Below are 25,646 nucleotides of genomic sequence, written 5' to 3'. Positions count from 1 at the left end.
CGTGTCCTCGCACTTGAATCCGATCGTCCGTCTGGCCCGGCCCGCCGGGCCAGACTGGACCAAGACGGCCGCGAACACCATGCTGGGGCGGGCTGTCCGGGAACTGCGTGAGAAGGCGGGCCTCACCCAGAAGGATCTCGCACGAGCCATTCACGTCTCAAACCCAACGCTCCACCGCCTGGAGGCCGCGGAAACCAAACCCATGCGGCGCACGGTCGAGGCGGTGATCGGCTTCTTCGATCTCGACCAGGCGAAGCGCGATGAACTGCTGATGCTCCTATCCCGCGCCCAGGAGCCCGAATGGTTCCAGGAGCGGTTCGGCGACTGCACACCGGACTATCTCCACCGCCTACTGGGCCTTGAGTCCATGGCGGTCGACATCACGACGTACGACGTGCGGCTTGTGCCGGGGCTGTTGCAGACACCGGAGTACACCGACCACATCGTCCGCACGGGCCTGCACCTGAGCGAGTGGGACGGCCCCGAGGTGGAGATGCGCCGGGCCCAGCGGCGCGAGCGTCAGCAACGGGTTCTCGGACAGTCCGACCCTCCGCGATGCATTTTCCTGCTGGACCAGTCCATTCTGGGCCGGATGGCCGGCACGAAGAAGACCATGCGTGGCCAGGTAGTTCACCTGCGTGAGATGACCGATCTGCCGCACATTACGATCCGATTCGTCCTGTCGAGCCGGATGATCGCGGGCAACGCGGCTGCCATGGCAGGTTCCATGGCCCAGTTGCAGTTCGGTCGCGAGGGCCTCCCCGACTTCGTGTACGCGGAAGGGTATGAGAAGGCGGACTACTTCTTTCAGCCGCCAAGGGGGCTTGGCAGCCCGGCCAAGCCCCCCACGCCCAAACAGAGCGATTACGAGCGGCACTTGCAGCTGCTTCTCCGCATCCAGGGCGAGGGATGCGCGTCCCCCGCCAAGAGCCAGAAGATGCTGGAGAAGGCCATCAGGCGGTACTCCTAGAGAATCGCCGTCTCTGCCCTTTTAGTCTCGGTTCGGGACCCGGCCCAGCCCGCCGTATTCCGTCCACTCGATGGAACGTTGGCGCTGCTGGAGCTCTGAGTCGGGTCGCCAGTCGGTCACATCGACGAGACCCGGCTGCTCCACAATGAGGCCGGTGAAGATGTCCGCCACATCGGCCTTCTCCCGCACACGCCCCCAGTTGCCGCGGGTCTGAACACGCATGAGTTCAGTGACGCCGTCACGGACCTTGGGATCGTCACTGACGAGCTGGCACACGACGACGAAACTTCCTGGAGCAAGCCTGTCGACAACGCGCCGGACCACCTGCTTAGGATCCGCGCTGTCGGGCAGGCAGTGCAGTACGGAGACGAACAAGGCAGCCACGGGCTCGGCTAGGTCGATGAGCCGCTTCAGATCTCTGTGCGCGAAGATCCCCTCGGTGTCGGCCATGTCGAATGGCAGGATCGCAGTGCTGTCGTTCTCATCCAGCAACGACTGGCCCAACGCCAGAACGACAGGGTCATTGTCGACGTACACGACACGCGCCTGAGGGTCGACCTCCTGGGCGATCTGGTGCACGTTGCGTTGCGTCGGCAGCCCCGAGCCGAAGTCGATGAACTGCCGGATGCCGTGATCCCCGGCGAGAGCGCGCACCACACGCTGGAGGAACCAGCGATTGTTCAGTGCGAGCTCACGGGAGGTGGGAGCAACTCTCAGAAGTAGCTCGCAAGCCTCGTGATCGACTTCGTAGTTGTTGCTGCCACCCAGCAGCCAGTCGTACATCCGTGCCGCACTCGGTACCGACAGATCAACCACATGCTTCTGCTCCGCCAACGGACGTGCCCCCTCGCCGCTACCGCCGCGTTCAAAGTGAGCTGCCCATCCTAGGAGGGCAGCTCGGAGCGCACCACCGCTGAAACGAGTGAAGGGTGGCGCAGGGTGGCGAGATATGGCGCATAGGGCTATGCCGGTGGCATAGGACCGGCGCGGGGTTCTCAGAGGATCTTCAGAAGCATCTCCCTTATGGCAGGTGGGGGAAGTTACGCCGGGCAACAGCCAAAGCAGCTACGACTGTCGGGGTATCGGTCCCCATGAGTTCGGCGGCTGCATCAACTTCCAAATCCAGCAGGCAGCACAGCACCGCACTGTCGGCACCCCTTGTAGGCAGACCGTCGTACATCGCACGGACGCCCGGGTCCCGGGGCGGGGACTCGCAGGACTGGAGCCGTACTTGGTTGCGGAGCTCTACCCAGACGTCGCCTGCGAGGCATGGCCTTTCGAGGAGCCAGAGCCAGTGACGGCGGGCGTAGTCCAAGGTGGCGCGCACGGCTTCCGACGCGCTGCCATCCGCGTCCAGGCGAGCGGCGGCATAGTGCTGGTAACGAGGCTGATTTCGTTCGGTGAAGGCAAGGAATCCGAGACCAGCGGCGCCGGATCCAGTGCCCAGGGCGGGAAGGACGTCACCACAAGGACTCGTTCGAGGGGAAAGTGGCATATAGGTTCCTCGGGCGTGCGGGAGCGCCGTGCCGGCCCGTGTACTCGGCGGTGGCCACACAGCAGCATCAACGACCAGGGAGAGTCCCGCACCCTCGTGAGGGGCGCGGGACAACGACGCCTCGGTCTTCTACTTGCCCTGGACCCAGGTGACGTTTACTCCGGCGTGCCAGGTGAAGCCGAGCAGCGTCACGATGAAGGCAGACTCGGCGGCATCCATAGTGGCCTTCGTGGCCAGAATCCACACGAGCGCGAAAGTAGCGACAAGCGCGCTCAGACGGATCGCCACCTGGCCACTCGGGCTGCGGTGATTGCCCACGGGCGTGATATTGAAACTGGTACCGTGAATTTGCCCGGAGGGCTGCTCTAGGTGCCCTCGACGAAACGGTTCGATCATTTGATTGCTTCCTTCGGACTGAACGTCCCCGGGATCGTGGTGGTGCACTTTCCCGGGCGGGCCGTCAAGCGAGGCCCCACGACGAAGCTACCGCGCCGACGCACCCAATCGGCATCTTCGAGCTCTCGTGAAATCTCATTCTTGTCGCACTAAGCACTACGGTCTTCCTTGATTACCTTTCGACTACTAGTCGATCAAAGATCGCAACTTCGCGGTATCGAACGATCAGATGTCGCCTGACGAGGAACTCGGTGACGTGCGCGTCTCTCTTCTTGGCAGAGGAACGAAGTCGACGTGACTGCCGAGCTCGCCTCGGTCCTTCGCCGCGCACCCGCGCATCCCGGGCGGGGAACAAGTCAGGGAGAGTAGTTCCGCACACCTACGCTGGTGTGTGGCGTGGGGCTGTCGACGGGACCGTCCTTCGTGGGTCTGCACGCCTTCCTTACCGATGCCTGGTCTTGGCTGAACTACAAGCCGTCCATGGCCTCTTCCCTCGACCGGCGGCCCCACCGGGTGCTGTCTCCGGAGGCGCACGCATCATGGGTTCCCGATGACGCGGTGCGGCGTCTCGCCGCGTACAAGCTGCTCGCGGCCTACGACTCGAATCAGGCAGGCGAACTCGCGACTCTCACCGGAAACGAGGCTGCGTCCGAGCGTCGTGAGTTCGGTGATCCGGCAACGTTCGTGGATACGGCGCTGGCGCATCTGCTGGGGAAGTCGCAGCAGATCACGGTGCCCGGCGCCGAGCACGCCTGCGACGAAGGCGCTCCCCCGGAGGCCGTGGCGGCAGCCGATGCTCAGGAGCGGCTGCGGAGCTGGGCCGAGCTGGAGTTGCTGGCGTTGCGGATGCAGGCCGCAGAGCGCAAAGCCGTACTGCTGGGTGACGGGGTGTACCTCCTGGCGTGGGACCCGGTAAAGGGGCGGGTGCGGCTGAAGACGTACGACCCCGGCTTCTATTTCCCGGTCCTCGATGACGATGCTGACCCCGGCGACTACCCGAACCGGGTGCACCTGGCCTGGGAGATACCTGAGGACCCCAGGCGGGGAGTGAAGGCCAGGGTTCGGCGGATCACGTACGAACTGGGACCGATCGACGTCGCCGCCCGTGTGGTGCAGGACAAGCACGGTCGCAGCTGGCGGGAAGCGGTGGAGACCAGTGAGGGCATCATGCTCTCCCCCGGGGACGTGTACCGGTCGGAGACCGGCCGTATCGAGCGCAGCTACCCATGGGCTCCAGGTGAGACGTCAGCGACCACCTGCTACCTGACTGACGCCGAGTGGGACGTGGACGACCTGCGCCACGGGCAGTCCCTCGAAGATCTGCCGCTGGAGAAGGCCCGGTTCCGCACTCGCGTCGACGGGGAGGTCCTGCACCGTCTGGACCTGCGTCTCGACTTCATTCCGGTAGTGCACATCAGCAACACCGTCGCGGACGGAGAGCACTTCGGACAGTCGTCGCTGGCGAAGGTCATGCAGGCCCTCGACGAGCTGGCGGAGACCGACACCGACTCGGCACGCGCTTCCGCGACCACGGGTGCGCCGATCATCGGGCTCGCCGGGGCGCGCGCAGAGGTCGACCGGGTCACCGGTCGTCCGAAACCGCTGTCCGTGGAGCCCGGCACCGTGTTCCAGCTGGCCGATGGGGGCCGAATGGACGTCCTGGACACCTCGGGGCAGCTCGCCGAGCTGCGGGCGCGCGTCGAGGAGATCCGGGACCGTGCTGCCGTCAACGCCCGCCTGCCTGCGGTGAGCCTGGGCACGGTGGACCCTTCGAAGGTCCCCAGCGGGTACGCGCTTCAGCTGTCGCTCGGCCCACTGGACTCCCTTGTGGACACGCTGCGGCTGGCGCGCGCCCACAAGTACAGCCTGCTGTTGAAGATGGTGCAGCGCATCCACCAGGCCGGTCAGGCTCCCGGCTGGCCTGTGGGCGAGTGCTTTCCGGCACGCATGGTGTTCGGCCCGCACACCCCCACGGACCGAACCGGCACGCTGGACGAGGTCGTGAAGGGCTTCACCGCAGGGGTGCTCTCCCTGGAGACCGGCATCCGCATGTTGCAGGACGCGGGCTACCCCATCGAGGACGCGCGGGAGGAAGTCCGCCGGATCGTCCGGTTGCATGAAGCAGCGGCACGGCGCGGGGCCCGCACGCCGCAGGCAGGTGTCTGGGGCGAACGAGATGCGGGGGCCGCCGCGGAGGCTCCGGTTGATGAGCACAGCACCGTCGGCCGCCATTCTGGCGCGGGACGGGTCAGCTCTTCGGAGGCTTCTCCTGCTTGAAGCCGTTCAGTTGGTCTTCTACGGATCGGCGCAGATCGCTCTCCTCCAGCTTGAGGCGATCGCCCCTGCCCCACTCGGAGAGATACGTTCCGAGGTCGCCGGGCACTGCGTCGATGCGGGTGACGACCATGCAGAAGCCGGCGTAGTCGTTGAACTCGGGTCCCAGAACCTTGCCCTCTTTCTCGGCGCGTCCGGCGGCCAGCTTCTTGCCGTCTTCGTCGTAGATGACGGTCTCCTCCTCGGAGGCGGCCGTACGGACGCACGAACCCGGCGTCGACCCGGGCTTCGTGTGCGTGCCGTCCTGGAGCCCGACGGCGTACGCGGTGAACGAGTCGCGGCCGGTGAACGGGTCCCAGACCGCCAGCGCCACGCCCGCGGCAATCACGGCCACAACGGTGATCGCCACGTCGATCCTCTTTGTGCGTGAGCGGGTCGGCTGCTGCCCCGCTGTTGCCTTCACGAATTCCCCGCCCATGCTCATGGTGATGATCATGGCAGGGCCCGGCACGTAGTCTCCCCTTCGGGCGTGACCTTGGCGTCCGTAGACTCACTCGTGGCGCGGGGCCATCGTGGGAGCAGCACTCTTTTGATGACCCGCAGCCTGCCCGCCCCGCACTCCGTGCTCGGCTACCGACGTGACGGGCGCCCCATCTTTCCGGTCCTCGGCGCTTCACCCGAGGACGAGTCCAACGACGAGCACAACGTCACCCTCTCCCAGGCGAAGCTGAACACCCTCCTGTCCCGCGAGAAGGACCAGGGCGGTCGGGCTGCACTGAGGGCCCTCGCCGAAAAGCTCGGCTTCTCCAGCACCAGCGACCTGTCCGACTACGTGAGCGGGCAGCGCCAGGCCGAGCAGGAACAGCTGACCGAAGCCCAGCGGCGTGAGCAGCTGCTTGCGGAACGGGAGAAGGCTGCCGTCGCCCGAGAGGCACAGGCGCTGTCGCGGGAGAGGGATGCGGCCCGGCGCGCTCTGCTCGCCGGCGTGGGTGCGCTGGGCCGTGATCTCGATGACGCGGTGGCGCTCCTGCGGGTTCCCGATGACGCAGACGAGTCAGCCGTCGGCGAGGCGGTGCAGGACCTCAAGTCCCGCCGACCGGAGCTGTTCAGCCCTGCCCCGCCCGGCACCTCGGTTCTTCCGGCGGCCCCTGGCGGCGCCCCCGCTTCCGTACCGCCCTCGCGCCCGGGTGGCGTGGAGCGCAAGCCTGGCTCGGCCGGTATGGAGATGGCCCGCCGCCGCGGTCTGCTCGCCGCCGACGACTGACCCTTCGAGCGCGCTTGGGGACCACGCCCCGTTCTCCCGTGGACGACGCCACCGCCCGGTGAGTGTGTGCAGCTTCAAGCACCACCAGGAGACGCGGCGTGATTCAGCCGTACACGACCTCCGTGACGGTGACCGCTGACCGGGACTGGCTCGCCTCCCGGCACGGCACCGACAGCACGGAAACCATCACCCTTGATCTGGGCAAGTTCACCAAGGGCGCCCACTACGTCGATCCGTCACCGGGCAACATCCACGGTTACGTGCGTTCCGGCGTCCCGGTCGGCTGCATCACCGCCTCCGGCCTGTACGGCCCGTACGATCCGGAGGCCACCGACGGGCGCGCTGTGTTCGCCGGTCTCGTGTTCGCGGAGGCTGCGTTCACGCCGGGCACCACGAAGGTCCCGGCCGCCCTGTTCTGGCACGGCGCGGTCAAGGTCGAGAAGATCCCCGGCGGCATCGACCCCTCGAAGATCGTCGCGAGCCAGGCTGGTGCGCAGATCCGCTTCCTCGGGGCGGTGACCGCGTGAGTATCGCCGACCTCCTGAAGAACGTCTCCGTTGCCGATCTCACGGCGTACGCGCGCACCATGCCCACCCCGGAGGACTTCCTCCTCACCCAGTCGGTGTTCGCGGAGACGCGGGTCAACGATGTGAAGTGGCGGGTGCGGCAGTCGAAGCGGCGCGTGAACGCGGCCTCCTACCGTGCGTACGACACGAGCGTGCCGTTCGCGAAGCGGCAGGCCGAGACCACCCAGACCGAGGGCACCCTCCCGGCCCTCGGCCAGAAGCTCCTGATCGGCGAGATGGAACAGCTGCTCCTCGACGCGTCCCGGGGTGCGGACGACGACCGGCTGGTGGAACTCCTCTACGACGACACCGAGCGGCACGTCGAGGCGATCCGCTCCCGCCTCGAACTCGCCGCGGGCGACGTCCTCGTGGACGGCAGGTTCTCCCTCCAGGGCGAGAACGGGCTCACCGTGGAGGTCGACTACGGGGTGCCGGCGGCGAACATGCCGACCGCCCCGAAGCCGTGGTCGTCCCCCGACGCAGACCCGATCGCGGACGAGCTGCGGTGGATCGAATACCTCGACTCGATCGGCGCCCCGGCCCCCGAGCAGGTCCTGACCAGCCGCAAGGCGTACTCGCACCTGGCGTCGAACGGTGCGTACCGGGCGGCGTACTACGGCACTCCGGCGGGCGGGCAGACGCCGACGGCGACCCTGAACCCGCAGCAGGTCAACACGGTGCGCGGTACGTACGGTCTGCCGCCGGTCACCCTGTACAAGGCGCAGGTGTGGCAGGACGACGTGTCCAAGCGGGTCCTGCCGGAGGATCGTTGGATCATGCTGCCGCCGGACCGGGCGAAGTGGGGTCAGACCCAGTACGGCACCACCGCCGAGTCCTTGGCCCTGTCCCGCGGCACGAACCCGCAGATCGAGCGGCAGGAAGCCCCGGGCATCGTCATCACCCGCGACGTCCAGGACGACCCGGTGCAGGTGTGGACGAAGGGCGCCGCCGCGGCGATGCCGGTCCTGTACTCCCCGGACTGCCACATCACGGCCACCGTCCTGTGAGCGCCGCCGCCCGTGCGCTCGGCACGCTGAGCTGCGCCGTTCACGTCCTGGACCCGGTGGAGCGCGTCCCGGTGGTGCTCCTGGCCGGTACCGAGGTGGCGGACCCGGCGGTCGCCGAGCAGATCACCAACCCGCGCTGCTGGCAGGAGGGCGCGCCGCCCGCTGCGAAGGCGGCCCCGAGTACGTCCGCCCGGAAGACGAAGACCGTCTAGGGCCGACCCCCGTACGGCGGGGAGCAACCCACTGCGCGGATGCTCCCTGCCGTCCCCCTTCCTCCTCTGGAATCCCCTGTGAACAGCGACGTCCTCAGCTGGCTCATGTCCCAGCTCGGCCCCGACACCGATCGGACCGATCTCGACCTCCGGTACGACCGGCTGCGCTCCGCCCGCGGAGTCGCCTTGGAGGTGCTGCACGAGCGGATGGCGGGACTGCTCGCCGAACCGCTGAAGGTCACCGTCAACGGGGTCGTCACGGTCGACAACTCCGCCAACGTGTCCGCCCTCGAACGACGTGCCGCCCAGCTCCTGACCGAACCCGCCCCCGATGACGCTCCGGCCGGCGTCCACGACCTGGTGACGCCCATCCAGCTGCGTGCGCGTCCCCGCCGATGACCTTGCCCGCCTGCCAGCCGCAGAGCACCTACCCAACCCCGGCCCCGGTCTTCCCTCTCGGTCCGACGCTGGCGTGGCTGGCCGCGTACGCGGGTGCGCTCCTCGGCGCGAACGTCCTGACTGCTTCGTACGGCGTGGTCCCGGCCGGGCTCGGGCAGACGGCGACCGCCGGAACGGTCCTCGCCGGGGTCGCGCTCATGGTCCGCAACACCCTTCAGGATCTGTTGGGACGTCGTGGCGTCATGACGGCGATTCTCATCGGGTCTCTGTTGTCCGCGCTTGTCGCCCGGCCTGCTCTGGCGTTCGCGAGCGCGACGTCCGTGCTCGTCGCCGAGAGCGCGGCCATGTGCTTGTACACCCCGCTGCGCCGACACGGCTGGGTGCGGGCGGTCGTGCCCGCCACCCTCCTCGGTGCGCTTCTCGACACGATCGTGTTCCTCACGATCGCCGGGTGTCCCGTCTGGGCTGCTGTGCCGGGGCAGATGGTCGGCAAGGCGTGGCCTGTTGCCGTACTGGTCCTGCTGGTGCTGCTATGGCGCAATACCGGTCGTCGCGCGGGGTGGGTGCGCCGTCAGGTTCGGGACTGGGTGTCGCCCTCATGACCGCAGCCGTCCGGGGCCGGTATCCCGTGAGGGTACGGACGCACCGGTGCCCCGCCCCACAGGTGACCGTGGGGCGGGGCACATCCAGCAGTACCAAGTAGCAGCCAGCAGCTCGGTTGATTGGATGTTCTCCACGCTACGGCAGCCAAGGCGACGCCCTTCCTGCCAGCGGTTTCCTCCGTGTTTGGCACACCTACGCTCAAGATCATGAGCATGAATCAGGAGCCCCGCCGGGTACGGATAGCCGCCAGCCCTCATGTGGGTGCGGTGATCGAGATCGACGGCCACAACGTCGCGTCAGCGGTCGAGGCATACCGGATCAGCCAGACTGTGGACGAGGGCCCCGAGGTGACCCTTTACGTCGCATCCGGTTGGCGGGGGATGGAGTTCGACGGCCTCGCTGACGTTCTGGTCGAGCCCGCGGACGTTCGGCATGTGGTGATCGGGTTCCTGGACTCGGTGGACGCGGCGAAGCTCGATGCGGCTGTACTCGACCGTGACGATCTCGACGGTTCCCCTGGTGAGCTGACGCGTGGACTGCTCGCCCAGCTGAGGGAGTGGGCCGAAGGTGCTGCTTGATCAGCAGGGCATTGCCCGGTTCGCACAGCGGCATCTGATGCCCGACACGGTACGGATCACGCGGGAGGCGGACGGCGAGGTTCTGGACCCGGAGACGGGGGTCCTCGTTCCCGTGGACAGGTTGGTGGTGCACTCCGGACAGGCCGGTCTGTACGGGCATCAGGAACGCATCCGCAGCCGTGGCGGCGCCGACGGTGCATGGGTGAAGGAGGTACGGCCGGGATACCGGATGCTGTTGCCGCTGTCGGCCCCCGAGCTCTGCGAGGGGGACGAGGTGCGGGTGGTCGAGGCGCGGGATGTTCAGGCGGTCGGTCGTACGTACCGGGTGACGGCGCTGTCCGAGGTGTCGTCGTTCCCTGTGCTGCGCACGGTGTGGCTGGAGGAGCACAACCGGGAGGCCACGGCATGAGCGGCGGATCGTTCGCTTCCCCCGGGGCGCTCGCGGCGGCTCTGGATCGCGGCGCTCGCAGGTCGGTGGCCGCTGCCGAGACCGTCATGCGGCTCGGTGCGCAATCCCTCGTGCAGCAGGTCCAGCAGAACGCTTCCGGACGTCCCGGGCCGCGTGTGATCACCGGCCGGTACCGGGCTTCCTGGCGCTCCGAAGTACACCGTGGCGGATCGGTGATTGTGGCTGAGGTTGGTTCTGCCGCCCCGCAGGCGCGCAGGCTGGAGTTCGGGTTCATCGGCGTCGACTCGCTCGGCCGGCATTACGCGCAGCGGCCGTTCCCGCACCTCGGGCCAGCGGTCGACCAGGCCGGGCCTTCGCTTGTACGCACCCTTGGGCAGGCTGTCGAGGTTGTGCTGTGAGCCTGGCCGACGACATGGAAGACGCGTTGGCCGAAGTCCTCGCCGGGTACGAGCGCGGGATGCTCGCCCGTGCCGTGGTAATCGCGGAGCTACTGGACGGTGACGGGGACCGGTCCTTGAGCGTCCTGGCCACGCCGGGGGTGCCGGAGTGGGATGCGCTCGGGCTGTGCCGGTACGGGGTGCTGTCCATCGAGGGGCCCGCCGCCGCACAGTTCAGCGAGGACGACGAGTGATCGACCGTTCCCCCGTGAACCGGGCGTTCCAGGAGATGCTGGCCAGGGCGACCGGGAAGCCGTGCGGGCTCGGCGCACTTCCTCAGGTTGCGGGAAAACCGGCCCCCGCGCCGTACACAGTGCTGTACCCCCTCGGCGGGACGATCAGCGGTGCGCCCCTGGCTGATCAGGGTGAGGACGCCGATCTCCTCTATCAGGTGACGGCCGTCGGCGCCCGCACGGATCAGGCGGAATGGCTGGCTGACCGAGTGCGTCGAGCCGTCCTTGAACGCACGCCAACAGGCGTCTGGGGTCACGCACTTGACCCGGCAGGCGTGGACGTCTGGGCGCGCGGACTGGATGCCGACGCAGGTACGGACGATGCCGGGGCCGCCGAGGGAGTCGTGACCAGCAGCCAGCGGTTCCGGCTGTCCGCCACCAGCTCCCCGGAGGCGTCGCCTTGATGACGGTAGCGTCGAAGACGAGAGCAATGCTCCAGCCCGCCTGACCCAACTGGTAGAGGTGCGCGGTACCGGCCCCCCAATGGGGAGATCCGTACACAACCCGCAGAGTTCCCGGTTCGACCCCGGGGGCGGGCACAACACGAGCGACCACACCTGAAGGTTCTGTGCCGTCGCAGCCGGATTCGCTGGTGGTAGTCCCGCCCCATGGGACCGACGACGGGACTACCACCAGCACGTACACAACTAGCGACGTCGCCTTGATACGTGCATGTGCACTTCGGGCAGACGCTCCTTCCACCAGCGCGCAGACGACCCCACACGGGGGATGGCAAAGAAGGCCACCACTAGCAGTACGGCTGCGAGCAGCCAGACGTTCGTCACGTCCTCTTGGAGAAGCGATACCAGGTCACGGAGGATACCCACTGCGCAGTTCTTTCGGTTTGGGCTGGAGCTGCCCGACCCGAAAGGTCAAGCAGTCGCCAACACGGGAAGTCGGACAGAGACGTCTGAAGACTTCTGGCTGCCCGGCGCCCTCGGCATCACCGGCGCGGCAAACCGGATCACACCGCACGGTGATGTGCTGGTGGGCGGGAAGTGGTCTACGTACTCGTAAGCACGCGGTTCCAGGAGGTCTTGCACTAGCTGCACGAGGACGTCTCGGAACTTGGCCGCATATACGGCAACAGCCCGCAGTTGCTCGTCCGTTAGTCCAGCAAGGTGGCTGACTGCACTGCTGCTCATCTCTACGGAGATGCCGGGCAGGACCCACGTCGAACCGTCCGTGGGTGACTGTCGGCAAGTGAAGGCAGAGTGTGGTCTCCTCGGCTGCGGCCAGTCCGACTCACTACGCGAAGCGGAAGGGCGACTCGCCTTCGGAAGGTGCTCTACAACGCGTTCGAGGGCTCGCCGTCCGAGCTCGCGCCTCGCAGCCGCCTCAACAAGGTCTGCATACCGCCCAATGCGAGCCGTGGCGTTGAGGTCCTTAACGCTGAACTTAACTTGGTAAAGAACCCTCGTGTTGCCGTTCTGAACGACGAAGATGTCTTCGGGGAAGACGATGTTTTCGCTGTGGACGTCGCCGTGAACCAACGGCGGCTCCGCCTGCAACAGCTCGGACAACACCAGGCCAAGCCCGTAGATGTCCACGCCTGGTGTCGGCGCTCCCATCAAACCTCGGCTGTCTTCCACTGTGAAGACACTACCCGTGGCGACGAACCCACATCTGATGTTCTTCGGAAACGGGTCTCGCGCTGCCGACAGTAGTGTGGTGGACGTGCTATTCGAGACTCGTTGAGGCCGATCGCACCCTCACCGCGGAGGCCCTGCGCGGACGCCCTCCTCCCTTGAGGTGGGCCGGTTCCCCGACACGACGTCGAGGGGCGGGGCCACCCTTGTTTGTGTGGGCTGCCGTCCCGGAATCGGACGGATGGCCTTGCAGGTCAAGAAGTATTCGAGGCGCGGTGTTACCCGCGTCCTGTGGCTCAAGACGGTGGTCAACGAGGGCCACGTGCCGACCCGGCCGGAGCTGACCGCCGGCACGGACCTGACGAACGCGATCGCAGCGATCGACGGCTGGTCCCTTTCCAATCAGGCGATCGAGACCCCGGACCTCGGCAGCACCTTCGAGTCGAAGATCCCCGGCACGGACCAGGCCGATGATTCGTCCCTCGGGTTCTACGAGGACAAGGTCTCGGACGAGATCGAGCAGCTGCTGAAGAAGGACGACACCGGCTGGATTGTCTTCCTCCGCAAGGGCGACGTCCCGGCGTCGAAGTCGATGGACATCTTCCCGGTACGCATCGGTTCCCGGTCTCCGAACTACTCGACGGACAACGAGGCGGCCAAGTTCACCGTGAACTTCTCGATCACGGAGAAGCCGACGCAGGACGCGGAGATTCCCGCACTGCCGAAGTCGCTGTCCCAGTAGCCCGGCCTTGAACTGCCCGGCCGGGTGAGCGAACAGCGCCCCTCCTTGCTCACCATGCGTTGCGCAGCGCACCCGGCCGGGCTCCCACTTCCCCTCATCTGGTCTGTGTGGAGTCCTGTATGCCCAGCACCACCCGCTCTGTCCCGTCCCTGCCCGCTTCTGCTGTTTCCCGTGATTCCCACTGGGCGGCGAAGCTGGCCCGGCTGCGTTCCCGACAGCTCCCCGAGCACACTCTCCAGCTCTGCGACGACCCGGCTGCACGCAAGCGCCTGGACCAGGCAAAGCTGAATGCGGCCCGTCTGCGGATCGCCTCCGCCGAAGAGGACACCGCCGAGCTGGGTGCGGAAATCAAGGCGGCGGAGACGGAGCTGCGGGAGGCGCAGGAGGCGTTCGACGCGGCGTCGCTGGAGCTGACGTTCAAGGCCCTGCCGCGCCCCATTCTGGACGGTCTGATCAAGCGGTTCCCGCCGACGGAGGAGCAGGCAGAGGACGGCGACACCTGGAACCCTGAGACGTTTCCCGCCGCCCTGGTGGCCGCCGCCCACATCGAGCGCGACGAGACGGGCCAGACGGTCGAGGGCTTCACGGAGGACGACGCCCAGGACCTCCTGGACTCGTGGTCTGTGTCGGAGTCCAATGCCCTGTTCGCGGCCGCCTGGCAGGCCCAGCAGATCACCCGTGCCAGCACCGTGGAGCTGGGAAAAGACTGATCGCGGACGCTCAGCTTCGGCAGGAGTTGGAGCTGTGCGACCGCTTCCACATCCCCCACAGCCTCTTCCTCGGGGCCGGCGACGGCCGGTGGACGGAGACGGACCGGGTGAAGGCGCTCGCGTTCGAGGCGTACCGGACCAGCGTGTGCGACCAGTGCGGCACGAGGGCGGCGGAGTGGGACGAGGAACACGGCGGTGACCGGTACGCCTACGTCACCACGACCGTGCGGTGCGTGGGCTGCGAGCTGATCACCGCCGAGCAGGACCAGGTCCCGGACGGGGCCGACGGGTACGGCGTGCGGATCGGCCTGGTGCCGCGCGCCGAGTGGGAGAAGCAGGAACGTTCTTCCTGATGATGCCGAGGGGTCGGCCGGTAGAGAAAGGGGCGCGGGGAGTAAGGGCACCGCCCGGTGTCGAACTACACGCTCAGCGTGCAGATGCGCGCCGACGCGTCGCACCTCCTGTCGTCTGTACGGCAGGCTTCCCGCGCCCTCCGCGAACTCGGCCGGGACACGTCCTCCCTCAACCGCAGGCTCGGCAATATCGGCACCGGTGCCCGCACCGCCGGTTCCGGGCTGCGGACCCTGGGCCGGGACGCCGACGGGGCGCGCGCCGGTCTGCGTCGGATCGGCACGGACGGCAACGCCTCGATGCGGCAGCTCCGCCACGGGCTGCTCTCCGCCCGGCAGGAGATGCACCACCTGCGGGGCCTGGTCGTCGGCGGCGGCATCGTTTCCGGTCTGGCGGAGATCGCCAAGGAAGGCAACGAGTACCAGCGCGCCATCAACAAATGGGGTGCGGTCACTGGCGCTTCGGGCCAGGAAATGGTGCAGGCGGCGGCGAAGGCCCGTCAGCTCGGCGCCGACCTCAACATTCCCGGCACGTCTGCGGCGAAAGCCGCCGACGCCATGCTGGAGCTCGCCAAGGCGGGCCAGACCTCCACCTCGTCGATCGCGAACGCGCGCGCCGCCATGCAGTTGGCGGCGGCCGACAACCTCTCGGCCGCCGACGCCTCCCGCTATCTGGGCGACGTGATGGACCAGTTCGGTCTGTCGTCCAACAACGCCGGGCGCGCCGCTGATGTCCTCGCCGCGGGCGCGAACGCCGCCTCCGGCGGCCTCCAGGACATCTACTACGCGATGTCGTACACCGGGCCGGTCGCTGCCCAGCTCGGCATCTCCCTGGAGGACACCGCCGCCGCGGTGGCGATGCTCGCCCGGTCCGGCATCCTCGGCTCGAAAGCAGGCACGTCCCTGCGCGGGATGCTCACCAACCTTGCGAAGCCCACCAAGCAGATGAAGCGGGGGCTGTCGGAGCTCGGCATCGAGGCGTGGGACGCGCAGGGCAACTTCAAGGGCCTGCGCACGGTGATCGACGGGTTCGAGAAGGCCCAGCACCGGATGTCGCAGAAGGACTTTCTCGGCAACCTCGCGATGGTCGTCGGGAAGCCGGCACTCGCCGGTGCTGCGGCGCTCGCGCATCAGGGTGCCGAGTCGTACGACCAGATGCACACCGCGATCGCCCGTACCGGTGCCGCTGGCGAGATTGCCGCTTCGCAGACCAAGGGCCTGGCCGGTGCGGTCACCCAGCTGAAGACGACGGCGAAGAACACGGGCCAGGTCCTCTTCACGGCCGCCGCCCCTGCCATGGAGAAGGTCACCCGCCTGCTCACCGCCGGCATGAGCGCGGCGACTCCGCCTCTGGCGAAGGCGCTCGACTATGTGCAAGACCTGTGGACGCTGGCGAGCCCCGGCGTGTCGAAGGCCGTGGCGTCCGGCTTCAACGACATCACCGACTCCTTCGACGGGCTCGGCGGCGCCGCGAAGAACATCGCGTTCGATGTCGTCGCGGCTGGGATGAACGTCCTGGTCAACGCGGGGCGGGCCGCGTTGGAGATCCTGCGCAACATCGGATCCGCTGTCTCCCCCGTGGTGCAGGAACTCACGGAGCTGGCGGACGAGGGAGAGTCTGGGTCGGCCGCTCTCGACATGGTGGTCACCGCCCTGAATCTGGTGTCCTCGGCAGCGGCCACCGTGTCCGGGGTGCTGGTGCCGGTCGGGCAGACCGTGGCCTGGCTGGTGCGCGGGTTCAGCGCACTGCCCGGTCCGGTACAGACGGCGATCATGGCAATGCTCCTCGCGCGCCGGGTCACCCCGATCCTCACCCAGCAGGCCCGCACCGTCGCCGGGCCCCTCACGGGGGCCTACCGCTCCTTCGGCGAGCAGATGCGCGTGCAGGCCCAGTTGGGGGCCGCGTCGGGGCAGTCCGTCGGCAAGGTGGGGCAGGCGTTGGCCGTCCTCCAGACCCGCATCCCCATCGTGGGGCAGATGACGGCGGCCTTCCGTGCTGCGAACGGTCCCGTCACCGGGCTCGCCCGCGCGATGGGAACCGGACTTGGGGGTGCCGCCCGCGGGCTGATGGGCGCGCTGGGCGGGCCGTGGGGTGCGGCGATCGCCGCCGCTGGTGTGGGTTTGTCGCTCCTGTCGTCGCATCAGCAGAAAGCGGCGCAGGCGACTGCCGAGCACCAGTCGCGGGTCAGCAGCCTGACCCAGGCGTTGCGGGACTCCAACGGCGCGGTCAACGACGCTGTCCGTACGACGGCCGCGCAGGCGGTCATGGACACCAAGGTCTTCGACGGGAAGTCGCGTCTGGTTGACGTGATGCAGAAGGCGGGCATCTCTGTCCGTGATCTGACCAATGCCTACCTCGGGCAGGACGGCGGTCTCAACGCCCTGCAGAACCGGCTGTCCGAGACCATGCGCGTGCACGGTGACGTCACGTACACGGCGGCCGGTGTCGTGCGGTCGTACGACGAGGAGGGGCGGGCGGCGCTCCGCGCGGCGGACGCGTTGGGTTCGGTCAAGGGCGAGATGTCGCAGGCGGTGACGGACGCCAAGAACCTGGCCGACGCCACGGGGTCCGGCGGCCGGTCGGCTGCGGACGCGGTGGGCCCGTTCGGGAAGTTCTCCGACGCGATGCGCACCCTGTCGGACAGCACAGCGGACGCGGACACCCGGGCCCGCGCCCTGCACGACGCGCTGACGGTACTGGCGGGTGGGTCGGTGAACTTGTCGGCAGCCGAGGCCCGGTTGAACCGGTCGGTGTCCGACGCCACGGAGTCGCTGAAGGACGGTGTGCAGCACGCCGACGGATACGGCAAGTCCCTGCTGAACATGGACGGTTCGCTCTCTACGGTGACCCGCAACGGTCAGAAGCTGTACGACCTTCTTCAGGGGCTGTCGACGAACTCGGCGGACGCGGCCCTGGCGGCCTACCAGTACGCGGAGGCGAACGGGAAGACCCTCCCGGAAGCTCTGGCCGCCGCTCAGAAGCAGATGCAGACGGCCCGCGATGCGGCGATATCCACCGCTCAGGGTTACGGGGTGGGCGCCGATGCGGCAGGGCGTCTCGCAGACGCGGCCGGGCTCATCCCCGAGCAGGTGTCCATCCTCCTCCAGACGGCCGGCATGGATGAGTCCGTTGCTGAACTCATGGCTATTCAGCAGTCGTTGAAGGCGACTCCGGACAAAAAGACCGTGACGATCGCCACCCTCAGCAACGAGGCCCGGGAGGACCTGGACAAGCTCGGGTTCAAGGTGCAGGACCTCAAGGACCGGCGGGTCCAGATCTCCGCCCCTACCGATCTTGCCCGTACCGATCTGGACGCGCTGATCGCGAAGATCAGCCAGACCCCGGGGGCGAAGCACGTCAACGTGACCGCGTCGACAGCTGCCACGATCGCCAGCCTGGAGGCGGTGCGGCAGAAGATCGTCGACGTGCCGGGCGGTAAGACCGTCACGGTGAGCGCGCCGACCGAGGCAGCACGGGAACAGCTCACTCAGCTCGGGTTCAAGATCACCGACATTCCCGGCACGAAGAACGTCTCCGTCACGGTGCCGACCGGTCCCGCCACCGGGAATGTCGCCTCCATTCAGGGCGCGATCAACAACCTGCGGGACAAGTCCGTCACCATCTCGATCTTCAAGAACGAGTTCCTGACACAGAATCGCGGCCCCGGCCCGTGGGCGGACGGCTACAGATTCAAGGCGGACGGCGGGATCGTCACCTACGCCGACGGCGGCGTCCGCCAGGAGAACCATGTTGCGCAGATCGCCAAGGGCGGCGACTGGCGGGTGTGGGCGGAGGACGAGACTTTTGGGGAGGCATATATCCCTTTTGCATCGTCGAAGCGTGCTCGCTCCAAAATCATCCTCGACCAGGTGGCCGCCCGGTTCGGCGGCGAGGTCACCTACAACGCCATCGGCGGACTCTCCAACTGGTCTTACCAGCCCGTTTCCGGGGCCGGGTTCACGGTCTCCGACGTCGTGTCGAAGTCGCAGCGCAAGGACAAGAAGGGCAACGAGCACTTCGACCTGGGCATGTTCGAACGCAACCTCCGCAAGTCCGCGACGCTGGCAGCGGGTTGGCGCAACGACCTTGCCACGGTCGCACGGCGTGCCGGTACCGACGTGTCCAAGGCCCTGGAGGACATGGGCGAGGACGGCATCACCCTTACCCGCAAGATGGCGCGCGGCTCCAACCGGTACGTGAGCGACATGGCCGCCCAGCTCACCAAGCTCGCCGGCACGGCGAAGGCGTCGCTGGGCGACTACACGGGCCAGTTGCAGAAGGCGGTGAAGGACTCCACGGCCTTCCAGAACAACCTGGCCACCTTGTCCGCGAAGGGGTACGGGGCGCTGGCCTCACGTCTGGCCCAGCAGGGCGACAGCGACGCCGAAGCGTTGGCGTTGCAGGCGGTGAAGGACAACCGCAGGGCGAAGCAGGCCGACGACGCGTCGAAGGCCGCGTCGAAGGTGCTGGAGGGCGATGAGCTCACCGACCTGCTGAAGATCATCGGCTCGTTGGGGGCGGGCCGGGGCATCCACTCGGTCGCTGAGCTGACCGGGCTGGACGAGGACCGGCTCATCGAGGTCGCGAACCTGTCGACGGGCCACCTCAGGAAGGCGGGCAGCAAAGCCGACCGGTTCCTGTCCGACCTGGTGAAAGCCAACGCGGGCCGGGCGTACGCGGACGGCGGCATCTGGGAGCCGGGCGTGTACGCGTCGCAGCCGAACGGGCTGATCAAGTTCGCCGAGCGTTCCACCGGCGGCGAGGCGTACCTGCCCATGGGGCAAGCGAAGCGGGGCCGGTCGACAGCGGTGCTCTCCCAGGTCGCCGACAAGTTCGGATACGGGCTGACCCCCAAGACCCTCGTGGGTGCCTCCGACGGGCGGACCCGTGTCGTCATCGTGAATCAGGCCCCCGCGATCGGCACCCAGACCATCAACGTCACCCGCAGCAACGCGACCCCGGACGGTATCGCGTCCGCGGTGGCGTACCAGATGCGCCGGGCCAAGCGCGGGGGTGTCCTGCGATGAGCACTCTTCAACTACAGGATTGGCAGCTGGATTTCGGCGGCATCCTCCTCGGGCACAACACCCGCATCCCAGTGGCGGAGATCGAAGGTCTCGGCTTGGCGGACATGCGCGGTGACGCGGTCCTTCGGCCCGGCGCGGACGGGGCGTGGCCGGCACCGGACTGGTACGGCACCCGAACCCTTCGGATCGACTGCGGCATCAAAACCCCCGGCGACCCTGCTGCGGGCGGACGTCTCCTCGGTGCTCTCCAGCGCGCTGCGGACACCACCGCCGTACGGACCCATGGCGGGGCACTGATGCCGTTGCGCATCAAGTGGCCCGGCGCCCCCGTGCGGGTGCTGTACGGCCGGATGCGGAAGCTCGACCCGGTGTGGGCGGAAGCCGCCCACGGGTGGATACCGCTGGATGTCGAGTTCCTGGTGACCGACCCCCGCTTCCACGCCGACACCGAGCAGCAGGTGCAGCTGCGGCTGGCATGGCTATCCGGCGGCGGGTTCACTGCACCCGTGAAGGCGCCGATCCGGGTCACGGACGGTGTGGACGCGGACGACCGGCCGGGCTGGGTGTTCAACGGCGGCGACACCGACACCCACCCCGTCCTCACCGTGTACGGGCCATGCGCGAGCCCGACGATCCGGCACGTCGGCACGGGCCGGACGTTGAGCCTGCCGTCGCTGACCCTCTCCGCCGAGGAGTGGGTGGAACTCGACACACGGCCGGGCCGTATGACGGTGCTCCGCGAAAACGGGGGCTCCGTCGTGTTGACGGCCGCTTCCCGGCTGGACGAGTTCGTGCTGCCGCCGGGCCGTTCCGAGATCCGGTGGGCCGCCAACGATCCCACTTCTTCCGCCCGCCTGACCGTGCGCTGGCGTGACGCCCATGTGGCCCTCTACGACAAGGACTCGACTCGATGACGCTCGCCCAGGCCCCGCTGCTCGTGAACGGTGCCACGCACTCCGCCCAGACCTTCCGGGCGATGATCAAGGACCTGTCGCGGGGTGCGGAAGGCATCACCGAAGCCGCGGACCTGCGCGTCACCCCCTTGCCGACACCAGGGACAGCGGTGCAGGTCTCGGACGGTTCCGCCGTCATCCGGGGCAAGTCGTCCGCCTGGCAGGGCTCGTACACGGCGTACAACATCGGGACGTCGACAGTAAAGATCGCCCCGACGGGGGCCACCCCGCGCTCCGACCTGATCGTGCTACGGGTCATCGATCCCGAGTACGAAGGCAACCTGGACCCGGCGAGGGACCAGCTGAACATCTTCCACGTCGTCCCCAACGTCGCGTCCACCGCAAACACGGTGCCTGCGGGGGTAACCGGCGTTGCCCTGGCCCGTGTCGACCTCCCCGCGAATACCGCAACGGTTACCGCCGGCATGATCCGTGACCTGCGGACGGTGGCCAATCCGCGCCGGGAGCGCACCCTGTACACCGCGTACCCGACGACGGCGACGAAGGCGTGGAGGGATGACGAAAAGTGGTACAACTGGCCGCCTGAAGCACGGTGGATGATCCCGGTCCCGGACTGGGCAACCAAGATGATCTGCACGGTCACGATGGCCGGGCTGCGCCTGGACTTCGACAACGTCTTCGGGTCGGTTGCCCCGGTCTTCGGCACGGTGCAGGGCCAGAGCGTCGTCGTGGACGACGACCAAGGCAAGGGTGTCCGCCGCACCACCATGGTCGTGGCGGACACGCTCACGATCCCGGCCGCCTACCGGGGCACCCGGCAGCCGCTGTTTCTGCGCGCCATGATGGCCAAGAACCCCAAGGGCGACCTGAGCGTGGACGTCGGGTCCACCCTGGTGGCGGACGTCGAGTTCACTGAGGGCCCGGTGTGAGCTACCGGTACCTCACCCAGGACGCCCTGACCAGACAGTGGCTCTCCTCGCACCTGCCGTTGACCGGTGTGGAGTTCGGCCCGGACCTGAACGGGCCCGGCTCGTTCAAGGGGTCGCTGGAGCCGCGCCTGCTGGGCATGTTCCCTGAGCTCACCGAACCGGGGTCAACTCTGCTGTACGCGGAGCGGGACGGGCATCTGCGGTGGGGTGGCCTGATCTGGCAGGCGGAACCCGAAGACGGTGAGCGGAAGGTCGAGGCTGCGGGCTGGTCGTCGTACTTCCAGAAGCGGCACGACCTGGACGGTGAGCTCGGCGGGCGCGGCCCGTACGTGAACACCGACCCGTGCAAGATCTTCCGCGACGTCGTCACGTACGCCCAGTCCGTTCCGGACGGGAATCTCGGAATCTCCGTCGACACCACGGAGTCCAGGGCCAAGGTGGGGACCCCGAAGGAGCCGTGGCGCTCCCTGTGGTGGGAGACGCCCAAGCTCGGCGATCACCTCGATGACCTGGTGAAGGGGCCGGACTCCCCCGACTACACCTGTGACACGTGGTGGGACGCCGACCACCAGCCGGTGCGGCGCATCCGGCTCGGCTACCCCCGTCTGGGGGCGCGCCGCATGGACATCGCGTTTTCGACCGGGGTCAACATCGTCACCGCGCCGCCGGTGACGTACAGCGCCGACGAGTACGCCCAGGTCGTCATCGCGACCGGCAGCGGTGAAGGACGGGCGCAGCAGCGCGCCGTCGACGCGGTACGCAACAACCGGCTCCGCCTGGAACACCACCTCGAACTTCCCGAAGTGCGCGGCAAGGACGTCCTGGCCCAGCGCGCGAAGACCGAACGCGGGTGGCGGCAGTCCCTCGGGCACGTCGAGGAAATCACCGTCCGCGATCACCCGTCCGCGCCGATCGGTTCGTGGCAGATCGGCGACGACGTGCAGGTCACCGTCCGCAACGAGTTCACCGACTGGACGGGCTGGTGCCGCATCAGCGGGTGGACGATCCGCCCGGACACCGACGCCGGCGAGACCGCAACCCTCCAACTCGAACGCGCGGACGCCTTCCACTACGGCTCCGCCTGACCACCTGAAGGAACCCTCTCTTGCCCACAGACATAGGCGCCCGGCTCGTGCGTCTGGAGAAGCTGCTGCGTGCCTCGGTGCGCGCCCCGAAGCTGGCGAACGCCTCCGTAGAGGGCGGCAGCATCGAGGTGTACGACGATGACGGGTCGCTGCGCGTGGTGGTCGGGCAGCAGCCGGACGGCACCAACGGGGTGACCGCCGTGAACGGGCCGCCCCCGCCGCAGCCGAGCCCGCCACTGGTGGTGTCGCGGTTGGGCGGGGCCGGGGCCACCTGGGACGGCACGTTCACCCGTGGGGCGACGGTGCCGATGGACTTCGCCCGCGTCGAGGTGCACGCCGCTCCCACCGGCCAGTTCGAGCCGGGGCCGGGAACGCTGGTGACGACGTGGGAGTCCCCGCGGGGCGGCACCTGCCTCATCCCCACTGAGCAGCCCCTGTTCGTGCGGCTCGTGGCACGCAACACGTCAGGGGCCGGATCGGTGCCGTCCGAGGTGGCGGGCCCAGTGGAACCGTCGAAGGTGGTGGCGCAGGAAGTCCTGGACGGGATCATCACCGAGACGAAGCTCGCCGAGGGCGCGGTGACGGCTGCCAAGGTCGCGGTGGCCGCGATCGACAAGGACGCACTTGCGGCGGGTGCGGTCACGGCGGAGAAGCTCGGCCGGCAGGCGGTGGAAGCGGGGAAGATCGCCGCCGGGGCCGTCGACCTGAACACGCTGGGCGGGGCGCTCGCGGACAGTGCCGTGCAGCGGTACGTGGACGCGATGGGTGATGCGGGGGCGTGGCAGGTCGTCCAGTCTGGCCGGGGTGCCGCGTGGGAGCACCTGGCGGGGGTGACGGATGCCCCAACTGGTCAGACAGTGGGGCAGGCTAACGGGCACATAAGGGTGCGAGGCAACACCCTGGTCCCGTACGAGCCCGGAACCCTGTACCGGGTCAGTGCCCGTATCCGTGCCACAGCCCAGCTTCCCGCGGGTCCGGACAACGTGTACGTGGGCGTTCTCGGGGTGGGTGCGGACAAGACGACGCTGGTGAACCGGCAGGGTGCGAACTCGGCGTCCGGACACTACTACGTGGGCGCATCGGGGCGGACTGTGTCGGCGGCCGACGGGTGGGTGACGGTCGTCGGTTACCTCAAGGACCGTGCCCCGGCCGGCGGGCAGGGGTCGGCGGGGCCGAACCCGGACGCCCGTACCCCGGGGCGCATGCACCAGGACGTCCGGTTCATCACCCCGTACCTGTGGTTGAACTTCGCATCCGCCGATGTGCCGGAAGCGCCATCGGTGATGCAGGTCGACGTGGTGACGGTGGAGGCCCTGCGGACGGGGGTGGTCGACTCGACGAACCTGGTGTCCGGGGCGGTAACGACGGCAGCTCTCGCCGCTGACGCGGTGACCGCGGGGAAGATCGCTGCGGGGGCTGTGAGTGCGCGGGAGATCACCGTGAACACGATCACGGCCGCGCAGATCGCTGTTGGCGGCATCACGGCGAGTTCGTTGTCCGCCGGGTCGGTGACAGCGGGGGCGATCGCTGCCGGGGCTGTGCACGCCGAACATCTGGTGGCCGGTGCGGTGCAGGCCGGGTCACTGGCTGTCGACTCGGTGTCTGCGGGGAAGATCGCCGCTGACACGGTGACGGGCAGGGAGTTGAAGGCCCTGTCGGTGTCGACGGACAAGCTCGCGGCGAACGCGGTGACGACCGGGAAGATCGCTGCGGGGGCAGTGCAGACCGCGCATCTGGCGGTGGGGTCCATCACCCCGGATCAGCTCTCTGTCGGGCAGGGCACGAACTTGATCCCGGATGCGGGCTTTGAGGGGGCGACGACGGCGAACAGCCTGGCCGCTGCCGGGGCGGCCTGGTCGTTCGCCCCCGGCAACCGCACCGGTGTGGGGGTGAAGGTCGACGCGGCTGGGGAGGAGCCCGCCTACTTCACGCTGCCGTTGGCGACGGCGCCGATCCTTGCGGCGTCGCAGCTGTTCCTGGGGGCGGACGTGCTGACGTCGGACGACCTCGTGGCGCAGGCGGTGAAGATCCTCGCCCGCTGGGAGGACAGCGCGGGCAACGTCCTCGGGTACGGGGTCGCGGAGACCACGGAGTTCGTACCGGGCGAGTGGCGGCGCATCACGGGGCAGGTCGCGGCCCCGCAGGGCACCACCCGGGTCACCTTGTGCCTGGAGGCGTCTGCCGCATCCCGTGGCTGGTGCGTCTTCGACAACACGGAAGCGCACACGATCTTCGGCGACGCCACGGGCGGGGCCCGGGCGGAGGTCGGCCCCCGGGGGATGCGGCTGTTCGACGACGACGGCGACGAGGTGGTGTCCCTTCTCTCTGGGCAGCCGAACGCGTTGACGTTCCGCGACGGTGCGGACCGGGTGGCGGCCATCGGATCGACCGGGGATGCCTCGTTCCAGAACTTGAACGTCGCCGGTTCGATCAACGTCGGCGGTGAAGACCTCACGTCTCTCTACAACGGGCCGCGCGGCATCCTCGCCATCGACTGGATGGCGATGCCGGTGAAGACGGCCACGGGCACCGAGATGGGGTACGTGGAACTCGCATTCGACGCGGTCCAAGACCGCATGTACCGGGTGGAGTTCACCGCGGGCATGGAGTGCTCGGCGGCGGGCGGCTCTGCGGTGGTGCGGCTGCGGACCGGGTACGCGGATTCCCCGCTGATCACCTCCGCGCAGATCCAGGAAGCCCGCTTCCCGCTGACGCAGACGACGCGCAGGCAGGTGGATCTGCGTCTGGTCAGCGGGTGCGGGCCCACGGACTACGTGAGGCCGGGACGCAACCGGTTGATGATCACGTTCACGAGCGACAGCGGGGCACCGGCCGGGCAGCAGGTCACCATGTCGGGCTCGTCCGGCAGGCTGGGCCAGTTCACGGTGGAGGACATCGGGGAGCGTGTCCCGGAGACCGGGGCGTACAACACGGGCGGCGCGGTCATGCCTGTCTCCCCCGTAAGGATGACCCGCACGTACAAGGCTGCCTGGTCGGGCAGTTACGCGAACCGGGCCGGTTTCAACGCCTACCACGGCACCGCCCTCGCAGCAGGGTTCTTCTCGTCGAACAACGGTGTGCAGGCAGCGTTGATGGGCTTCGCCGGGAACATCGCCGGGGACCTGGCGGGGGCGACGGTCCTCAAGGCCGAGGTGTTCTTGTACGCGAACCACTGGTACTTCGCCTCCGGCGGTGCGACCACCCTCAAGCCGCACTCGCACGCCTCCCGGCCGACGCGGTTCTCCAGTCAGACCGCGTCGAAGACCGTCACGAACTGGGCGCGGGCCAGCGGCAAATGGGTCGACATCACGTCGCTCTTCAACCCGGCCACCTTCCGGGGCATCGCCCTGGACCCGAACACCACGAACAAGACCTGGTACGGCAAGTTCGACGGCGCGACCACACCGCGTGCGCCGCAGCTGCGTGTCACCTACGTCAAGTAACCAAGAGAAAGAT

Annotated in this window: 25 protein-coding genes; 21 read left to right on the top strand and 4 right to left on the bottom strand. The window is 68.2% G+C overall.

Annotated elements, in window-relative coordinates; genetic code table 11:
• Window position 1 precedes the first annotated feature (1 nt).
• Window positions 2–970: a helix-turn-helix domain-containing protein gene (locus ACQPZG_RS20410; protein WP_433547181.1), complete on the top strand. Its 969-nt coding sequence runs from the start codon at window positions 2–4 to the stop codon at window positions 968–970.
• Window positions 971–991: 21 nt separating this feature from the next.
• On the opposite strand, the gene ACQPZG_RS20405 is transcribed toward ACQPZG_RS20410, so the two are convergent.
• Together ACQPZG_RS20405 and ACQPZG_RS20400 are read right to left on the bottom strand one after the other, a co-directional pair.
• A complete protein-coding gene (locus tag ACQPZG_RS20405) occupies window positions 992–1,804 on the bottom strand; it encodes an SAM-dependent methyltransferase (protein ID WP_433547180.1) in 813 nt (270 codons plus the stop codon).
• Window positions 1,805–2,594: 790 nt separating this feature from the next.
• Window positions 2,595–2,861, bottom strand: a complete 267-nt coding sequence (locus ACQPZG_RS20400) for a hypothetical protein (RefSeq protein ID WP_433547179.1) — start codon at window positions 2,859–2,861, stop codon at window positions 2,595–2,597.
• A gap of 396 nt (window positions 2,862–3,257) precedes the next feature.
• Here ACQPZG_RS20400 and ACQPZG_RS20395 point away from each other — a divergent pair, with 396 nt between their 5' ends.
• Window positions 3,258–5,138, top strand: a complete 1,881-nt coding sequence (locus tag ACQPZG_RS20395) for a hypothetical protein (RefSeq protein WP_433547178.1) — start codon at window positions 3,258–3,260, stop codon at window positions 5,136–5,138.
• Here ACQPZG_RS20395 and ACQPZG_RS20390 read toward each other — a convergent pair.
• The gene (locus ACQPZG_RS20390) at window positions 5,110–5,619 is read right to left on the bottom strand and encodes a hypothetical protein (protein WP_433547177.1); all 510 of its coding nucleotides are present in this window, start codon (window positions 5,617–5,619) and stop codon (window positions 5,110–5,112) included. The genes ACQPZG_RS20395 and ACQPZG_RS20390 overlap by 29 nt on opposite strands.
• Window positions 5,620–5,727: 108 nt before the next feature.
• Here ACQPZG_RS20390 and ACQPZG_RS20385 point away from each other — a divergent pair, with 108 nt between their 5' ends.
• The 11 genes from ACQPZG_RS20385 (at window position 5,728) to ACQPZG_RS20335 (ending at window position 11,247) form a co-directional block, all read left to right on the top strand.
• Window positions 5,728–6,399, top strand: a complete 672-nt coding sequence (locus tag ACQPZG_RS20385; protein ID WP_433547176.1) for a hypothetical protein — start codon at window positions 5,728–5,730, stop codon at window positions 6,397–6,399.
• Window positions 6,400–6,497: 98 nt separating this feature from the next.
• Window positions 6,498–6,926, top strand: a complete 429-nt coding sequence (locus tag ACQPZG_RS20380) for a head decoration protein (RefSeq protein ID WP_433547175.1) — start codon at window positions 6,498–6,500, stop codon at window positions 6,924–6,926.
• A complete protein-coding gene (locus ACQPZG_RS20375; RefSeq protein WP_433547174.1) occupies window positions 6,923–7,972 on the top strand; it encodes a major capsid protein in 1,050 nt (349 codons plus the stop codon). The genes ACQPZG_RS20380 and ACQPZG_RS20375 overlap by 4 nt, the downstream gene beginning before the upstream one ends.
• On the top strand, window positions 7,969–8,184 hold the full coding sequence (locus tag ACQPZG_RS20370) for a hypothetical protein (RefSeq protein ID WP_433547173.1): 216 nt from the start codon (window positions 7,969–7,971) through the stop codon (window positions 8,182–8,184). Before ACQPZG_RS20375 ends, ACQPZG_RS20370 begins: the two co-directional genes overlap by 4 nt.
• 78 nt (window positions 8,185–8,262) lie before the next feature.
• Window positions 8,263–8,583: a hypothetical protein gene (locus tag ACQPZG_RS20365; RefSeq protein WP_433547172.1), complete on the top strand. Its 321-nt coding sequence runs from the start codon at window positions 8,263–8,265 to the stop codon at window positions 8,581–8,583.
• On the top strand, window positions 8,580–9,185 hold the full coding sequence (locus tag ACQPZG_RS20360) for a VUT family protein (protein ID WP_433547171.1): 606 nt from the start codon (window positions 8,580–8,582) through the stop codon (window positions 9,183–9,185). The genes ACQPZG_RS20365 and ACQPZG_RS20360 overlap by 4 nt, the downstream gene beginning before the upstream one ends.
• Before the next feature lie 207 nt (window positions 9,186–9,392).
• A complete protein-coding gene (locus tag ACQPZG_RS20355; protein ID WP_433547170.1) occupies window positions 9,393–9,764 on the top strand; it encodes a hypothetical protein in 372 nt (123 codons plus the stop codon).
• A complete protein-coding gene (locus ACQPZG_RS20350) occupies window positions 9,754–10,173 on the top strand; it encodes a DUF6093 family protein (protein ID WP_433547169.1) in 420 nt (139 codons plus the stop codon). Before ACQPZG_RS20355 ends, ACQPZG_RS20350 begins: the two co-directional genes overlap by 11 nt.
• Window positions 10,170–10,571: an HK97 gp10 family phage protein gene (locus ACQPZG_RS20345; RefSeq protein ID WP_433547168.1), complete on the top strand. Its 402-nt coding sequence runs from the start codon at window positions 10,170–10,172 to the stop codon at window positions 10,569–10,571. The genes ACQPZG_RS20350 and ACQPZG_RS20345 overlap by 4 nt, the downstream gene beginning before the upstream one ends.
• On the top strand, window positions 10,568–10,804 hold the full coding sequence (locus ACQPZG_RS20340) for a hypothetical protein (protein WP_433547167.1): 237 nt from the start codon (window positions 10,568–10,570) through the stop codon (window positions 10,802–10,804). Before ACQPZG_RS20345 ends, ACQPZG_RS20340 begins: the two co-directional genes overlap by 4 nt.
• 14 nt (window positions 10,805–10,818) lie before the next feature.
• Window positions 10,819–11,247, top strand: a complete 429-nt coding sequence (locus ACQPZG_RS20335; protein ID WP_433547166.1) for a hypothetical protein — start codon at window positions 10,819–10,821, stop codon at window positions 11,245–11,247.
• Window positions 11,248–11,715: 468 nt separating this feature from the next.
• On the opposite strand, the gene ACQPZG_RS20330 is transcribed toward ACQPZG_RS20335, so the two are convergent.
• Window positions 11,716–12,393: a hypothetical protein gene (locus ACQPZG_RS20330; RefSeq protein ID WP_433547165.1), complete on the bottom strand. Its 678-nt coding sequence runs from the start codon at window positions 12,391–12,393 to the stop codon at window positions 11,716–11,718.
• Between the two features lie 280 nt (window positions 12,394–12,673).
• On the opposite strand from ACQPZG_RS20330, the gene ACQPZG_RS20325 reads away from it, so the two are divergent.
• The 8 genes from ACQPZG_RS20325 to ACQPZG_RS20290 all read left to right on the top strand — a co-directional run bounded on the left by ACQPZG_RS20325 (window position 12,674) and on the right by ACQPZG_RS20290 (window position 25,633).
• Window positions 12,674–13,174: a hypothetical protein gene (locus ACQPZG_RS20325; RefSeq protein ID WP_433547164.1), complete on the top strand. Its 501-nt coding sequence runs from the start codon at window positions 12,674–12,676 to the stop codon at window positions 13,172–13,174.
• 119 nt (window positions 13,175–13,293) lie between these two features.
• Window positions 13,294–13,884: a hypothetical protein gene (locus tag ACQPZG_RS20320; RefSeq protein ID WP_433547163.1), complete on the top strand. Its 591-nt coding sequence runs from the start codon at window positions 13,294–13,296 to the stop codon at window positions 13,882–13,884.
• A gap of 26 nt (window positions 13,885–13,910) precedes the next feature.
• Window positions 13,911–14,237, top strand: a complete 327-nt coding sequence (locus tag ACQPZG_RS20315; protein ID WP_433547162.1) for a hypothetical protein — start codon at window positions 13,911–13,913, stop codon at window positions 14,235–14,237.
• Between the two features lie 57 nt (window positions 14,238–14,294).
• Entirely contained in the window at window positions 14,295–19,262 is a 4,968-nt protein-coding gene (locus tag ACQPZG_RS20310; protein ID WP_433547161.1) for a phage tail tape measure protein, read from the top strand.
• On the top strand, window positions 19,259–20,176 hold the full coding sequence (locus tag ACQPZG_RS20305) for a hypothetical protein (protein WP_433547160.1): 918 nt from the start codon (window positions 19,259–19,261) through the stop codon (window positions 20,174–20,176). The genes ACQPZG_RS20310 and ACQPZG_RS20305 overlap by 4 nt, the downstream gene beginning before the upstream one ends.
• Window positions 20,173–21,105, top strand: coding sequence for a hypothetical protein (locus ACQPZG_RS20300; RefSeq protein WP_433547159.1), 933 nt, complete (start codon window positions 20,173–20,175; stop codon window positions 21,103–21,105). The genes ACQPZG_RS20305 and ACQPZG_RS20300 overlap by 4 nt, the downstream gene beginning before the upstream one ends.
• Window positions 21,102–22,190 carry a hypothetical protein gene (locus tag ACQPZG_RS20295; RefSeq protein ID WP_433547158.1) on the top strand — a complete coding sequence of 363 codons (1,089 nt, stop codon included), beginning with the start codon at window positions 21,102–21,104 and terminating at the stop codon, window positions 22,188–22,190. Before ACQPZG_RS20300 ends, ACQPZG_RS20295 begins: the two co-directional genes overlap by 4 nt.
• A gap of 20 nt (window positions 22,191–22,210) precedes the next feature.
• Complete coding sequence (locus ACQPZG_RS20290) at window positions 22,211–25,633, top strand: hypothetical protein (protein ID WP_433547157.1); 3,423 nt, start codon at window positions 22,211–22,213, stop codon at window positions 25,631–25,633.
• The last annotated feature ends 13 nt before the right edge of the window (window positions 25,634–25,646 follow it).

This window comes from Streptomyces sp. CA-294286 (genome assembly GCF_050947155.1).
Classification (GTDB): Bacteria; Actinomycetota; Actinomycetes; order Streptomycetales; family Streptomycetaceae; genus Streptomyces.
The sequence above is the reverse complement of the archived record's forward strand: the minus strand, read 5'-3'. Positions and strand labels throughout refer to the sequence as shown.